We start from the raw sequence: 12,896 nt of genomic DNA, 5'->3' as shown, positions 1-12,896 counted from the left end.
TGAACGCGCATTTCGAAGGAGCCCGATAAGGCTTTCCACGAAGGGGTGCTGCATTGGTTTTCCCGGTGCGATGTGATGCTATTCGATGCCGGTATGCTGACACCAAGTCAATACGGCATCGCAGGTCAATCCCGTTCCGTAGTACGTTGGGGAAACGGGTTGAAGATGGGTAATGGCCGCCAGAAGCAGACCTGGATGAAAACACCGGACGGCTAGAAGGTGGTCGCCGCTCATGTCAGCGTAATCGCGGAGTGAAGCCTTCGGAGATCAGTCGCTGGTTGCTATTGAGGATTCAGACCTGCTTTACTGCTTGGAGCGCATGCAACCTTGAGCTTTTTGACGTAGAGGAAATAGTGTTAGAAGCGCATATTAATGCCTGTTGGAAATAGATATCAGGGCAGAATGCTCTGAAGTATTTCAATCATAATGTGATTTAGGAAATTATTTTGCGTCTGAGGTTGGAAATTAGAGGTGCGGTACTTGGTGCGCTGATTGCCAAAGCAGTCTAAACACCATATCTTTTCCAGTAGACTTGAATTTTTAGGGTGATTTTGATTTGGAATTTTTTGATGTTCGACAAGATCAGAGCAACTCTCGCAGCGGGATTTGTCGTGATGGCAACCACCTCACATGCCGGAACCCTGGAACCTGCACGCCTTGCTGACGCACTGAGAGCTCAGCCTGACGCCCGGTATCTATTCGTCACCACCACGGAGGATGCAGCTGTCGCGCAGGCGTTGCTCGAGAAGCACGCCAGCTCTCTGGAAGGCGCGGTCGTACTTCCCGTTTTTGGTGGCTTCGCGGCAACGATGTCAGTCGCGCATGCCGTTGAATTGACGAATGAAAATGGCGTGCGAACGGTCTGGTACATGCACCCGGACGAGGCCCCCCTGACACACAGGGTGTTGCAGGCCCTGGAGGCGGTGGTTGCAAACGGTGCGTTGATCAGCAATTTGTCATTGGGGCCGCCCGCCAGTTTTTTCGTGACCAAGGCCGCCCCTGCCGCGCCCGTACCTCGTGCGCTCCAGGCCGTGGCAAGTCACGGCCCGCTTTCTGTCGTGGCGATTGGCAATGAGGGCAGCCGTGCACCGGGCTACGTCAATCCGTGGAGCGCGCTACCGTGGGTCATGTCGGTCGGCGCATGGGACCATCGCGACAATACGGTCTGGGCACACTCCTCCACCGGCACGCCCGAGGAGCCGGACACCTGGCCGGACGTGGTCGCGCATGGGGTCGATGTGATCGGCCCAATGACCGGTGGACGGCCAAAGACGCCCGCAGAGAAAGCCTATGACGAAGGGCATCCCCGTTTCCAGGAGGTTGTGGCGCCCGACAAACGGGATCAGTACACCATGAAGTCGGGGTCCAGCATGGCCGCGGCCCAGGTCAGCAACGCTGCTGCCCAGGTGGCGCATTTTCTCACGGGCCTGATAAATGAAGTTCAACCTGTCGAAGGCGCGTTCATGTTTGCGATCGAGGTCGGGCCGGAGCGGATCAGTGCGCATGATGAAGCTGCAAAACGGTTGACCGGAACGGCAAAGCCGCTGGAGGGTGGAGGAGTGGAGTATGCCTACACGCTTGACCTGCCATGGAAAATGATCAAGCAGATCCTGATCGATACGGCTATCCCGGTACCCGACGCTCCGCCTTGGGCGGCAGGAGCAGGAATTGTGGACCCGCAATACATTCGCGCGCAATTCGGAAAGTACGGCACCGTTGATACGCAGATACTGCCACTTAGAGTAACCGAGTAAGCTGAGGGTCTGATGTCACAAATCGTCTTTTCACTAGCCGTCGCGGCGGTGGCGTTTTGGGCCGCTTACGAACTCGCCTATCCCCGCCTGTTCCCCGAACCCGTTTCGGATGTTTCAGCTGTGTCCCTCGAAGAAACCATTGCGGACCTCAAGAACGAGCTTGTGGATTTAGGGGACATACCCGGCCCGAGCCTCGGACTGGAACTTGATGATATCAAGATCGAGTTGACCACCCAGCGGGACCAGAGTGAAAGCTCCAGTGCCGGTCTTGCCGTGCCGGTGTTCAAGTCGGCCACCCTGTCATCGGAGACCGTTGGAAAGGTCACGCAGGGATCGAAAGTCGCGGTGGTCTTTGCGCCTCCGAAGGGCGGCGTGGTTCTGGCAGGCGAAAGCACCGAGGGGCTGGACCTTTCTGAACTGGTGCTGGCCGCGCGTTCTGCAATCATTGCCACGTCGGCACAGCCGCCGGAATTGACGCCTAAGAAGATCGATATCGAGTTGAACTTCGTGCTGGTCCGGTCCAGCAAGACTGCCGGCAAGATCGAAGCTCATGTAATCGAACTGGGAGGCGGCTCGGAGGCCGTGAGCAACAACGGCAACAAGCTGCTGTTGAGTTTCGCCAATCCCGCGTTCAAGAAGGACGAGGCAAAGCCGGTGGCACCAAGGTGAGATCCGCCTTCGTGCCGGCTGTGCATTCCACCGCGTGCTGTGTCCGCGTTTCAGAAGCAAGCGGTCTTGCGTCAAACCTGAGATTGCGTGGCCTGGCAAGGAATGGAGCGCCGGGTGGCGACGTTCAGCGTTTCCTCGGTGTCAGGCTTTGCCAGGACAGGAACATCTCGTCCAGTTCCGCCTTCACTATCTGCCTCGCTTCATTTCGTTCAAGCGTGTGCCGCTTGAGCAACGCTTCATAGTCCGTCAGCCTGTGCCGAATGTAGTTGTGAGAGCAAATCCCCACCGCCTTGCCGAGACTGCAGTTCCGCCATTTTCGGGTGACGACTCGCCCGATTATTCTCTCCCGGTGGTCTCGGGGACAGTTCGGCATCTTTTCCCTCATGAAAGCTCGGACTTGACTTGCCGAAAATCTGCAGGTTTTGATTTTTGCCGCGGGTGCGTGTTCTGCTTGAGCCTGTTTTCCAGCCTCAGAAAGCTGCGCACCTACCGCTGGCAACAATGAGCCAGGCCGCGGGGGAGGCGGCTGCGCTCCTGTCCAGAACGAGATGGCTCCCAGAACCCAGTGCATGTCATCCTCTCATCGATCCCTGAGGCAATTGCCCCAGGAAGCGTCACCTTGGAGCCGGCGCGGTAAGCCGTGTTATGCGCTTGGCGCAGGAGGGCGGGAAAGATGCACAGAATTGCGCACTGCCTTCACATGAAAGGAGAGCATTTTGTAAATGGACAATGGGCGCGCCAGATGATTTCAATCAGCCTCCGTTTGTCAACGGCTGAAATCTCCAGGCGTCAGTTTCGTCGGGAAACGATGGTGCTGCCGGAGAGATTTGAACTCTCGACCTCTCCCTTACCAAGGGAGTGCTCTACCCCTGAGCTACGGCAGCGTTTGGGCAGTTTTGAAAGTGCCCGGCGTCAGGCTGGCTTTTGAGAAAGCTGCGGTTTCAGACGCAAGTCGCTGTTCCGGTCGGCAGCGCCGTCCGGAATGAGGGCGCTTTTGCCACAAGAGCCCCGGGGACGCAAGCTGTGTTTTGGTTTTTTTTGGTGGACACTGGCGGAGTTTCTGAAGAAGCTTCAGGAGCGCTTGCAGGGGCTTGATCTCGACCTGGATTTCAGCTGAAAGACCGGGTCCGGTGAAAAAGCCCGGACGCTGGAAGACCGATCCTATTGTCCGGTTGTCGACCGACCATGAGAGCGGTGCTGCGCGTGCATCGAAACGAGACGTCAGATAGGGCTTTCGACCGGAAAATGCGTGGAAAAGACAATAAAAACCGGGATGCTGGCGACCGGGCCCAAAAGACTGACACATCCGTCAATGCTGCCGCCAAAGACAAGCCTGCTGCTTCGAAAGAAGAGCGTCTTGCCGAAGCCTTGCGCGCAAATCTGCGCCGCCGGAAGGCCGCCGTGAAAGCCAGGAAGAGCGACTGACGGTTCCGGCGACACGCCGGGCGCTTTATTCCCATGCCACGAAATGGCCCGATCACGGACGTAGCGCTGCCTTGCATGGGCCGCAACTTGTGTGTAGACCGCAGGTTTGTGCATGTCTTCAAATGGGACGGCCGCTTGCAAAGGGCGGCCGGATGCGGGGTTTCATATGGATAGCATCAAGGTCGTCGGTGGCGCTGAGCTGAACGGTATCATTCCGATCTCGGGAGCGAAGAATGCAACGCTCCCCCTGATGATTGCCTCGCTCCTGACGGACGAAACGCTGACGCTGTCCAATGTTCCGAGGCTGCGCGACGTGGCGCAACTCATGCAGATCCTCTCCAATCACGGTGTCGACTATTCCGTCAACGGCAAGCGCAGCGGCCAGAACGATCTCTCCGGTCAGACATTGAACCTGACCGCCCGCGAGATCGTCGACACGACCGCGCCCTACGAACTCGTTTCGAAGATGCGCGCAAGCTTCTGGGTGATCGGACCGCTGGTCGCCCGCATGCGCGAGGCGCGCGTCTCGCTGCCTGGAGGCTGCGCCATCGGAACGCGTCCGGTCGATTTCTTCATCGACGGGCTGGCGGCGCTGGGTGCGGATATCGAGATTGAGGGCGGCTACGTGGTCGTCAGCGCGCCGGGCGGTCTGAAGGGCGCCCGTGTTGAGTTCCCCAAAGTTTCCGTGGGCGCGACCCACACCATCATGATGGCGGCGACGCTGGCAGACGGCGAGACCGAGCTGGTCAACGCCGCGCGCGAGCCGGAAGTGGTCGATCTCGCAAATTGTCTGAAAGCCATGGGCGCGAGGATCGAGGGGGCGGGGACATCCACCATCCGGATCCAGGGCGTTCCCCGGCTGCACGGCGCGCACCATGCCGTCGTGCCCGACAGGATCGAAACCGGCACCTACGCCATGGCCGTCGCGATGACAGGCGGCGACGTTCTGCTGCAGGGTGCACGCACCGATCTTCTGGAGAGCGCACTCGATACGCTGCGGCAGGCCGGCGCGGACATCACCCAGACCGATGAGGGCATCAAGGTCTATCGCAACGGCAACGGCATTCAGCCGGTTGATATCACCACGGAACCGTTCCCGGGCTTTCCGACAGATCTTCAGGCCCAGTTCATGGCGCTAATGACCAAGGCGGGCGGCCAGAGCCGGGTCACGGAAACAATCTTCGAAAACCGCTTCATGCACGTACAGGAGCTGGCCCGGCTGGGCGCGCAGATCCAGGTCGACGGCCGCACGGCCCTGATCGATGGCGTTTCGGAACTGCGCGGTGCTCCGGTCATGGCGACGGATCTCAGGGCGTCGGTCTCGCTGGTCATTGCCGGCCTGGCTGCCGAAGGCGAGACGACCGTCAACAGGGTCTATCACCTGGATCGCGGCTTCGAGCGGCTGGAAGACAAGCTGACGCGCTGCGGTGCTCAGATCGAGCGGATCTCGGGCTAGGTGACGCACCCGTAAATGAGACCGAAATGGCATGCTAAATGGCGAAACCACGTCAGGAAGGGTGTGCCGTGCCCGGACGGCTTGTCGCGGTGAGTGGTTCACTCCGCGTGGCGGCGTTCGATCACCCTGCCTCTGGTCGTAAAGGACGGCCCCGGTCCGCCGCTGCCGCTTGTCATGATTGCCTCCGCGATCGGGCTGAGCGCGGGCGCATCTGAACTCCACTCGACAATGAAGTTCGCACCGACACCGCCACTGGTGTCGTTTATGGGGATAAGAACCGTTTTTGACTGGAATGGTGCCAGCTCCAGCGGTTGTTCAAGCAGGCTGCGCAGCACCTTGCCGTCCTCGCCGTGATAGTCGACCCGCGTGAGAGTGATGGCTGTCTCGGGGTCGACATTGTGAACGGCAAGGGTCGCAGCAAGCAGGTCCGAGCGCTGCGGGTAGGAGAAGATCCTGGAATAGGCCGGCACATAGATGCTTTCGCCAAGGACCTTCTTGCTCATGTCCTGAGCCTGTCCGGCCGGTGCCAGAAGGATAGAAAGCGCTAGATAGAGGACCGGGAGCCTGAAATGCATTTGTATCCGCTGTGGTGTTGGAGAGCAAAGACCCGGTCACTGTCCAAGATGCCGCGCGTGATTGCAAGCTTGACCGCACAAAAGTGCAGGATGGAAACTCCGCTCCGGTGACTGCTGGATCGAGCATGGCAAAGGCAAGGGAAGCAACGTGATGGGTGCACAGACAATCCGGTTTCTGATCCAGGTATGCTTCGCCTTGGCCGGCATGCTGGCCGTTGTTTTCGTGCCGCCACCCTTCGGACCGACGGTCGGGTTGTTCCTGCTTGTCTTCGGGCTCTGGCTGGGCCGGCGCATGTTCAAGCGGCTCGCGACGTTGCAGGAAACAAAGGACGATCTGCGGCAACGCGTTGATGAAGGGCCTTGAGACCAAAATCCGCCGTCATTCGTGCGTTGCAAAATTCTCCAATCCGCTTTAGGTCAACACTCTTGGGATGCGGCAGGCTCCACCCTATATGCGGACTGCCCTAAAACGTACGAACGGATCAGAATTCGGACCGCCATGGCTCAACTGAAACTTGCCGCCCTCGACCAGGAAGATCTTGAGGTTCTTTCCGCACACATCCAGGATGCAGTCCTGACGGTCGCCGACATCCGCTTTCTTCCCAAGGAGAATAAGGCGGTGTTCGTGATGAACCGGTTCGTCTGGGACAAGAGGGCGGACAAGCGGAGCAAGGAACACGAACGGCGCAGATCCGCGCTTGCGTTTACCCAGGTCACCAACATGAAGGCGCAGAACATCCGCCAGGATGCAAAGGGTCTGGTCCTGGAATTGCTTGCAGTCACGTTCGAGAAGGGCGAGGAGCCGTCCGGCACGATCCAGCTGGCATTTGCAGGCGGCTCCAGCATTGCCCTGGAAGTCGAGTGTATCGAAGCACAGCTGTCGGATCTGGGCGCTGCGTGGGCAACTCCCAATCTGCCGCAACACGATCTGAGTTGACCGGCATCGCCGGTCGCGGCCGGCGCTTTGTTTCGCCAGCACGCCACAAACAAACTCTGAAACCATTATGGAGCCGCGCGTGGTCCATCGCCTGAACAAAACTGAAGCCGGCTTTGAAGCGCGGTTCGAGGCGCTTTTGTCGTCCAAACGCGAAGTGTCGGAAGACGTTGACCTTGTCGTGCGGGACATCATCGAGGCAGTCCGCAAAAACGGCGACCGGGCGGTTCTGGACTTTACCGCGAAATTCGACAGGCTCGACGCGGCTGACATGGCGGCCCTGACCGTTTCCGAAGAGGAAGTAGACCGGGCGGTCGGCGAGGTTCCGGCTCAAACGCTGGAAGCCTTGCAACTCGCGCATGACCGGATCAGCGCACACCATGCGCGCCAGATGCCGCAGGACGACCGCTATGAGGATGCGCTTGGCGTGGAACTCGGGTCGCTCTGGACTGCGATCGAGGCGGTCGGCGTCTATGTGCCGGGAGGTCTTGCGAGCTATCCGAGTTCAGTACTCATGAATGTCGTTCCGGCCCGTGTTGCGGGCGTGGAGCGCATCGTTATGGTCGTGCCCAGCCCTGACGGGGTTCTGAACCCGCTCGTTCTTGCGGCCGCCAAGGTTGCCGGTGTTACCGAAATCTACCGCATCGGCGGTGCGCAGGCGATTGCCGCGCTGGCCTTCGGCACCGAAACTATTGCCCCGGTCGCCAAGATCGTCGGCCCGGGAAATGCCTATGTTGCCGCCGCCAAGCGCCGCGTTTTCGGCACTGTCGGCATAGACATGATCGCCGGACCCTCCGAGGTACTGGTCGTCGCGGACGCTGAGAACAACCCGGACTGGATCGCTGCCGATTTGCTCGCCCAGGCCGAACACGACACGGCGGCCCAGTCGATCCTGATCACCGACAGCGCGGATCTGGCGCGAGAAGTCGAAAAAGCCGTCGAGGCTCAACTGAAGACCCTGCCGCGCGAAGAGGTTGCGCGGGCAAGCTGGGACGAATTCGGCGCCATTATCGTGGTCGAAGATCTGGATGCGGCCATGCCGCTCGCCAACCGGATTGCTCCCGAACACCTGGAACTGGCGGTTGCCGACCCCGAAGACCTGTTGAAAAAGGTCCGCAACGCCGGGGCGGTGTTCCTTGGGCACTATACGCCCGAGGCGATCGGGGACTATGTCGGCGGATCCAATCACGTGCTGCCGACGGCGCGCTCTGCGCGGTTTTCCTCAGGTCTTTCCGTTCTGGAATTTGTCAAACGCACCTCGATCCTGAAGTGTAATGCGGATAACCTGCGGGCACTTGGCCCGGCAGCGATAACGCTGGGCGAATCTGAGGGCTTGTCGGCGCATGCGCGCTCTGTTTCCATCAGGTTGAACATGTAATCGGGAGTTAAGAGGTTTCTCGCACATGAGCGATTCGCAACCGGACACCAGTTCGCAATCCGCCGGAGGGCGGTTGGTTGACGTTGTTCTGGACGAAGCCTCGATCGCGCGTTCGACACCGGAAGTGGAGCACGATCGCGCCGTCGCGATCTACGATCTCATCGAGGAAAATAGCTTCCAGCCCGTGGGGCATCCGGCGACAAAATACGTTCTCAACCTCGCTGTTGTCGAAAAGCGGCTCGTTTTTCGAATCAAGACGGAAAATGAGCAGGATGTCGTTACGCACGTCCTGTCGCTCACGCCGCTGCGCAAGATCGTCAAGGATTACGACCTGATCTGCGAGAGCTACTACGAGGCGATCCGCCATGCCACGCCCAGCCAGATCGAGGCGATCGACATGGGGCGCAGGGGTGTTCACAACGAAGGTTCCACGATCCTGATGGAGCGCCTGGAAGGAAAGATCGAAGTGGACATGCAAACGGCTAGGCGATTGTTCACACTCGTTTATGCCCTCCACTGGAAAGGCTGACACAGGTGACCGGGCCGGGCCTCCGTCCGACTGCGGTTCTTTTTGCCTGCGGGATGAATTCCGTTCGCTCCCCCATGGCCGAAGCCCTGACGCACAAGCTGTTCCCCGGCAGGATCTATGTCCGGTCGGCAGGCGTGCGCGAGGGCAAGACCGACCCCTTCGTGGATGCGGTGATGTCGGAAATCGGTATCGACATGAGCCGGCATCAGCCAAAGACGTTCGAGGGTCTGGACGAGTCCGGCTTTGACCTGATTGTGTCGCTTGCGCCCGAAGCCCACCACAAGGCCCTTGAGATGACCCGCACCGAGGCCGTGGACGTGGAATACTGGCCGACACTCGACCCGACGCTGGCAACCGGAAGCCGCGAGCAGATCCTGAATGAATACCGCGCCGTACGCGATCAACTGATGATGCGCATCAAGAAACGCCTCGACTGGTCACCGACCGCGGCAGACTGAATTTCTTTTTTGTAAGGAACCGAAAGAAAGGTTCACTTTCGCCTGCTAATCCGTTAGTTTCCCCGGCACCCGCGGGCAGGGCCCGCTTTAATCAGGATATCAAATGGCCAAAGAAGAAGCTCTGGAGTTTCCGGGCGTCGTAACGGAGCTGTTGCCCAATGCAACGTTCCGCGTAAAACTGGAAAACGATCACGAGATTATCGCCCACACCGCCGGGCGCATGCGCAAGAACCGTATCCGCGTGCTGGCGGGCGACAAGGTTCTTGTTGAAATGACCCCTTATGACCTCACCAAGGGGCGGATCACCTACCGCTTCAAATAGCGGGTCCGCGGTGTGATGCCGGCTGCAAGGTTCCTTCTCACATGACCGATGCTCCTCAGCTCATTCTGGCTTCTGCATCTCCGCGCCGCCTTGCGCTGCTGCAGCAGATCGGCCTTGAACCCGATCATCTCATGCCGGCGGACATCGATGAAACACCCAGGAAGCACGAAACGCCGCGGTCTCTCGCGCTGAGACTCGCAAGGACGAAGGCGGAAACCGTGCGCCAGTCCGCCGATGCCCTGGATGAGACGCAGGGCGGCCTCGTGCTCGCCGCCGATACGGTCGTGGCGGTTGGCAGGCGCGCCTTGCCCAAAGCGGAACTGACCGAGCAGGCACTCATGTGCCTCTCAATGCTTTCCGGCAGGGGCCATCGTGTTTTCACCGGCGTCGCCGTTGCCGAAGCAAACGGCAAGGTGCGGTCCAAGCTGGTTGAAACACGCATTCGTTTCAAACGCCTGTCGCGCAAGGATGTCGATGATTACATTGCATCCGGAGAATGGCGCGGCAAGGCTGGCGGTTATGCGATCCAGGGGCTGGCAGGCAGTTTCGTGGTCAAGCTCGTGGGATCTTATCCCTCCGTGGTCGGCTTGCCGTTGGTCGAGACCGTCAATCTCTTGACTGCGGCCGGGTACCCGGTGCACCAGGGCTGGGCCACCGCCGCAGCCTGACGTTTGCCCCGGTGACGGGGCCAGAACGAGGCACAAATCCGTGAGTGACAACAAGACATCAGAACGCCGCATGCGCCCGTGTCCGATCTGTTCGAAGCTGTCCACGCGGGAGGACTATCCCTTCTGCTCGGACCGGTGTGCGAAGATCGACCTGAACCGCTGGTTTACCGAAGGCTATACGATCCCTGTCGTGGAAACCGACGATATCGATGAAAGCAACTTTCCGGAAGAGTGACCTTGCGTGCCGGGACCCCTTCAGGTGACCCGGCCGTCGTTCAGAAAGCGCGGCACCGCCCGCTGAAGCAGTGCGCACTATGCCTTTCATTCTGCTGCAGAAATTATCTGGCTAAATTTATTTCCCACATTCCGGCAAGACCGCTTGCGGTTGCAGGAAATCTGTTCGAAGATTTGCCTTCACCGGCCAGTCGGTCCCCAACTCCCGGTCATCGCAGAGATTGCACGCAAGGAAGGCGTGGTTGCGATACGGCGTCGGGTCGCGGGACCGTGAGGCGCAGGTGCCTCTGAGCAAACAAACAGAATCAAGGGCGAGGGTCCGATGAAGAACCGTTTTCTGATCGCTTCGGCGCTGTGTCTGTCGACAGGACTGTCGACGGCGGCATACGCCGACTATTCACTTTCCATTTTGCATCTGAACGATCTGCATTCACGCATTGAATCGATCAACAAGTACGATTCCACCTGTGGTGCCGAGGACGAGGCAGAAGGCAAGTGTTTCGGCGGCATTGCCCGGATCAAGACCATGCTCGACCAGCGACGCGCGGAGCTTGAAGCCGAGGGCAGGAATGTGGTCGTTGTCGATGCCGGCGACCAGTTCCAGGGCTCGCTCTTCTACACCACCTACAAGGGCGACGCCGCAGTGGAATTTGCCAACGGCCTTGGTCTCGATGCCATGGTGGTCGGCAATCACGAGTTTGATGATGGTCCCGAAGTCCTGGCGAAATTCATCGACAAGGCCGAGTTTCCGGTCATTTCGGGCAACATCGATGTGAGCGCCGATCCGGCCTTGAAGGGCAAGGTTCCGGGGATCGTCATCCTGGAGCGGGGCGGCGAGAAGATCGGCATTGTCTCCGCGCTTGCCGAGGACACGTCCGAAACGTCCTCGCCGGGCGAGAATGTCCGCTTCATCCAGGCCGAAGACTACCTGAAGGGCGCTGTTGAGGGCCTGGAGGCCGCCGGCATTAACAAGATTATCGCGCTGACCCATATGGGCCTGTCCCGCGACATGGAAATCGCGGCAGCGGTTCCCGGCATCGACGTGATCGTTGGCGGACATTCGCACACACTTCTCTCCAATACCCAGGAACGCGCGTCCGGGCCTTATCCGGTCATGGTGACGAACCCTGACGGCAACGAAGTGCCGATTGTCCAGGCCTATGCTTACGGCAAGTTCCTGGGCGAGCTGGACGTGACCTGGGACGATTACGGAAATCTCCTGAAGGCTGAAGGCGAGCCCATTCTGCTGGATGCCTCCGTGACGCCGGATGAAGGCTTTGCGGCGCGTGTTGCCGAACTTGCAGCGCCGATCGAGGAACTGAAGGCCAAGGTCATCGGCTCAAGTGAAGGCGCGATCGACGGCGACAGGGGCTCTTGCCGCGCCGGAGAATGCCAGATGGGCAATCTCGTGGCCGATGCGATGCTTGACCGCGTGAAAGACCAGGGCGTCCAGATCGCGATCCAGAACGGCGGCGGTCTGCGCGCCTCCATTGACGGTGGCGAAGTCACCATGGGTGAAGTGCTGACCGTGCTGCCGTTCCAGAACACGCTGTCCACCTTCCAGCTGAAGGGATCGGACGTTGTGGCCGCGCTGGAAAACGGTGTCTCCCAGGTCGAGGAGGGCGCAGGGCGCTTCCCGCAGGTTTCCGGCATCAAATATTCCTGGACCCGCAAGAAGGACCCCGGCGCAGGCCGTGTCCTGCTGGTGGAGGTCATGGAAGACGGCAACTGGGTTCCGCTTGATCCTGACAAGGTTTATGGCGTTGTGTCCAACAACTACATGCGTGGCGGTGGTGACGGCTACAAGGTCTTCGCCGAAAACGGCATGAACGCTTATGACTTTGGCCCGGGCCTGGAAGTCGTCGTGGCGGATTACATTGCCGCAAAGGGCGGCTATGCGCCCTTCACCGACGGCCGGATCACCGAGCAGTAAACAACCCGGTCTTTGCCGGATAACGAAAGCGCGCCGCACGACGACGCGCTTTTTTTGCAGTGCCGGTTTCCTGCGATTGGCCTGGCCAGGGTGCCGGTTCGTCGCGCCGATGTGTCGTTGATCTGATGCATTGGCAAAGGACTGGACTCCGTGTTCTCAAATCTGGAGGGTTCACCTCTCCATCGTCATCCCGGGCGCCGCAGAGTGCGAACCGGGATCGGAGAGGCACAGGCCGCCGGTTCCTGAAAGTCTGTCCCGGCACTTCGGGTCCTCTGGCCCCGGTTCTCCGCCCGGCGCTCGTCCGGGTTTTTCTCGGGTGGCCGTTAGTCTTTGAAAGTCAAAGGCATGGCTTGCCTGATCAAGTCTGGATTTGACTGAGCGGGGGCGAATTTGCGGTCCCTGTTCCCCACGCGGCTTCATCCTGAGGAAGCGCGCGCGCTGTCTCGAAGGATTGGCAGCAAGACCTGAACGGGCGGTCTATCCTTCAAGCCCGCGCGGTGTTCTGCACTTCGTGACGCGGCGGTGTGAGCGAGAAACCGGCCCAGCCCGGCGCGAGCCGGG

The 12,896-nt window shown here is 59.7% G+C and carries 14 protein-coding genes and 1 tRNA gene; 12 read left to right on the top strand and 3 right to left on the bottom strand.

The window, feature by feature from the left end:
- The first annotated feature begins 569 nt into the window (after window positions 1-569).
- Window positions 570-1,754 (top strand): S8 family serine peptidase, encoded by a 1,185-nt coding sequence (locus RDA78_RS27515; protein ID WP_434052930.1) that lies wholly within the window; start codon window positions 570-572, stop codon window positions 1,752-1,754.
- Window positions 1,755-1,766: 12 nt separating this feature from the next.
- Complete coding sequence (locus tag RDA78_RS27510; protein WP_434052929.1) at window positions 1,767-2,423, top strand: trypco2 family protein; 657 nt, start codon at window positions 1,767-1,769, stop codon at window positions 2,421-2,423.
- Window positions 2,424-2,547: 124 nt separating this feature from the next.
- On the opposite strand, the gene RDA78_RS27505 is transcribed toward RDA78_RS27510, so the two are convergent.
- Both RDA78_RS27505 and RDA78_RS27500 read right to left on the bottom strand, forming a co-directional pair.
- Window positions 2,548-2,796, bottom strand: a complete 249-nt coding sequence (locus tag RDA78_RS27505) for a DUF2293 domain-containing protein (RefSeq protein WP_434052928.1) — start codon at window positions 2,794-2,796, stop codon at window positions 2,548-2,550.
- Between the two features lie 436 nt (window positions 2,797-3,232).
- Window positions 3,233-3,307 (bottom strand) — tRNA-Thr (locus RDA78_RS27500).
- Between the two features lie 707 nt (window positions 3,308-4,014).
- Here RDA78_RS27500 and murA point away from each other — a divergent pair.
- Window positions 4,015-5,304: a UDP-N-acetylglucosamine 1-carboxyvinyltransferase gene (murA, locus tag RDA78_RS27495; RefSeq protein WP_434052927.1), complete on the top strand. Its 1,290-nt coding sequence runs from the start codon at window positions 4,015-4,017 to the stop codon at window positions 5,302-5,304.
- A gap of 98 nt (window positions 5,305-5,402) precedes the next feature.
- On the opposite strand, the gene RDA78_RS27490 is transcribed toward murA, so the two are convergent.
- Window positions 5,403-5,807, bottom strand: a complete 405-nt coding sequence (locus RDA78_RS27490; protein WP_434052926.1) for a DUF3124 domain-containing protein — start codon at window positions 5,805-5,807, stop codon at window positions 5,403-5,405.
- A gap of 223 nt (window positions 5,808-6,030) precedes the next feature.
- Between RDA78_RS27490 and RDA78_RS27485 the strand changes: the two genes are divergently transcribed.
- The 9 genes from RDA78_RS27485 (at window position 6,031) to RDA78_RS27445 (ending at window position 12,335) form a co-directional block, all read left to right on the top strand.
- Window positions 6,031-6,243, top strand: coding sequence for a hypothetical protein (locus tag RDA78_RS27485; protein ID WP_434052925.1), 213 nt, complete (start codon window positions 6,031-6,033; stop codon window positions 6,241-6,243).
- Between the two features lie 135 nt (window positions 6,244-6,378).
- Window positions 6,379-6,816, top strand: coding sequence for a DUF2948 family protein (locus RDA78_RS27480; RefSeq protein ID WP_434052924.1), 438 nt, complete (start codon window positions 6,379-6,381; stop codon window positions 6,814-6,816).
- Between the two features lie 79 nt (window positions 6,817-6,895).
- A complete protein-coding gene (hisD, locus tag RDA78_RS27475) occupies window positions 6,896-8,191 on the top strand; it encodes a histidinol dehydrogenase (protein ID WP_434052923.1) in 1,296 nt (431 codons plus the stop codon).
- Between the two features lie 25 nt (window positions 8,192-8,216).
- Window positions 8,217-8,720, top strand: coding sequence for a UPF0262 family protein (locus RDA78_RS27470; RefSeq protein WP_434052922.1), 504 nt, complete (start codon window positions 8,217-8,219; stop codon window positions 8,718-8,720).
- Window positions 8,721-8,794: 74 nt separating this feature from the next.
- Window positions 8,795-9,178, top strand: coding sequence for a protein-tyrosine-phosphatase (locus RDA78_RS27465; protein ID WP_434052921.1), 384 nt, complete (start codon window positions 8,795-8,797; stop codon window positions 9,176-9,178).
- Between the two features lie 103 nt (window positions 9,179-9,281).
- Window positions 9,282-9,500: a translation initiation factor IF-1 gene (gene infA, locus RDA78_RS27460; RefSeq protein ID WP_006939340.1), complete on the top strand. Its 219-nt coding sequence runs from the start codon at window positions 9,282-9,284 to the stop codon at window positions 9,498-9,500.
- A 41-nt stretch (window positions 9,501-9,541) separates the two neighbouring features.
- Entirely contained in the window at window positions 9,542-10,168 is a 627-nt protein-coding gene (locus RDA78_RS27455; RefSeq protein ID WP_434052920.1) for a Maf-like protein, read from the top strand.
- 40 nt (window positions 10,169-10,208) lie between these two features.
- Entirely contained in the window at window positions 10,209-10,403 is a 195-nt protein-coding gene (gene yacG, locus RDA78_RS27450; protein ID WP_434052919.1) for a DNA gyrase inhibitor YacG, read from the top strand.
- 321 nt (window positions 10,404-10,724) lie between these two features.
- Entirely contained in the window at window positions 10,725-12,335 is a 1,611-nt protein-coding gene (locus RDA78_RS27445) for a bifunctional metallophosphatase/5'-nucleotidase (protein ID WP_434052918.1), read from the top strand.
- Window positions 12,336-12,896: the final 561 nt, after the last annotated feature.

The organism is Roseibium sp. (genome assembly GCF_051016195.1).
GTDB lineage: Bacteria > Pseudomonadota > Alphaproteobacteria > Rhizobiales > Stappiaceae > Roseibium.
The sequence above is the reverse complement of the archived record's forward strand: the minus strand, read 5'-3'. Positions and strand labels throughout refer to the sequence as shown.